The organism is Streptomyces sp. BE303, assembly GCF_036290945.1.
Taxonomy (GTDB): Bacteria; Actinomycetota; Actinomycetes; order Streptomycetales; family Streptomycetaceae; genus Kitasatospora.
Map to the genome: position 1 here is coordinate 1 of NZ_JAQYWZ010000103.1, position 1,505 is coordinate 1,505.

Consider the following 1,505-nt stretch of genomic DNA (forward strand, 5'->3'; position numbering starts at 1 on the left):
GTGACCACCGGGAATTTCACCGTCAACGGCAGGACGTACGCCAGGCCCGCAAACCCGGTCGTCGTCATCTGCATCGACGGCAGCGAGCCGGACTACCACATCGAGGCGATGGCGGCCGGTCGGATGCCCTGGCTGAGCAAGGTCCTCGAACACGAGGGGACCTCGTGGCCGGCACACTGCGCGATGCCCGCCCTCACCAACCCCAACAACGTGTCCATCGCCACCGGCCGGCCGCCCGCCGTCCACGGCATCAGCGGGAACTACATCTTCGACACCGGACTCGGTGAAGAAGTCCTGATGAACGACAAGCGGTTCCTGCGCGCGCCCACCCTCCTGGCGGCGGCCAACGAGGCCGGCCTGGACGTCGTCGTGGTCACCGCGAAGGACAAACTGCGCCGACTGCTCGGCGCCGGCCTCGTCGAGGAGGGCCCCGCACTCGACGGCTCCGGCGAGTTCGTCCCGCCCTCGCGCCGGGGCATCTGCTTCTCCGCCGAGAAAGCCGATCTGGCCACCGTCGAGGAGAACGGAATCGGCGACGTTCTCGACCTGGTCGGAAAGCCACTCCCGACCGTATACTCGGCCGACCTCAGCGAATTCGCACTCGCCGCCGGTGTACGAATTCTCGAAACCCGCGGCGCCGACCTGATGTACCTGTCGCTGACGGACTACATCCAGCACAAGAACGCGCCGGGAACCGAGGCCGCCAACGACCTCTACGAGAAGATCGACCACTACGCGGGCCGGCTGGCCGACCTCGGCGCGACCGTCGTGCTCACCGCCGACCACGGCATGAGCGCCAAGACCGACGCCCAGGGCCGCGCCCAGGTCGTCTTCGTCGAGGAGGAGGTCCGACGCATCCTCGGCGTCCCCGCGGACACCAGCGCCGAGGGCCTGCGGGTCATCCTGCCCATCACCGACCCGTACACCGTGCACCACGGCGCACTCGGCTCCTTCGCGAGCGTGTACCTCCCCGAGGGCACCGACCGCGACGCCACGATCGACGCCCTGCGCGCCATCGGAGGCATCCAGGAAGTGCACGGCCGCGAGGAGGCCGCCGCACGCTTCGCGCAGCCCTCCGACCGCATCGGCGACATCGTGGTCCTCGCCGAAGCCGGCACCGCCCTCGGCCGCTTCCCCGCCTGGCACGACCTCAGCGGACTGGACGCCCCGCTCCGCTCCCACGGCGCACTGGGCGAGCTCCAGATCCCGTTCCTGATCAACCGTCGACTCCCGGAACCCGAACCCCTCGACGAGCCCTACGGCGACCCCGCCGTCATCCACAACTACGACGCCTTCTGGGTGGCCACCACACTCGTCGCCCAGCAGGAGAGCGGTACCGCTCACGCACACTGACACGCCGCGGCCACCCCTTCCGGGGGGCGGCCACGGTACCGGCGGCAGCCGCCGCCTCGACCTCGCGCCGCCCGCCATGCGGCGCTCCCCGGCCCCCACCCAGATCGGTCGAGAACCATGTCGAACGCCGAGACCACCAGATCGGACACCAA

1 protein-coding gene is annotated in these 1,505 nt (G+C 70.0%); it reads left to right on the forward strand.

Annotated features, from left to right (window positions below):
* A partial coding sequence (gene phnA / locus PUR56_RS00385; RefSeq protein ID WP_329947358.1) for a phosphonoacetate hydrolase occupies nt 1–1,353 on the forward strand: 1,353 nt, incomplete at its 5' end.
* Nucleotides 1,354–1,505: the final 152 nt, after the last annotated feature.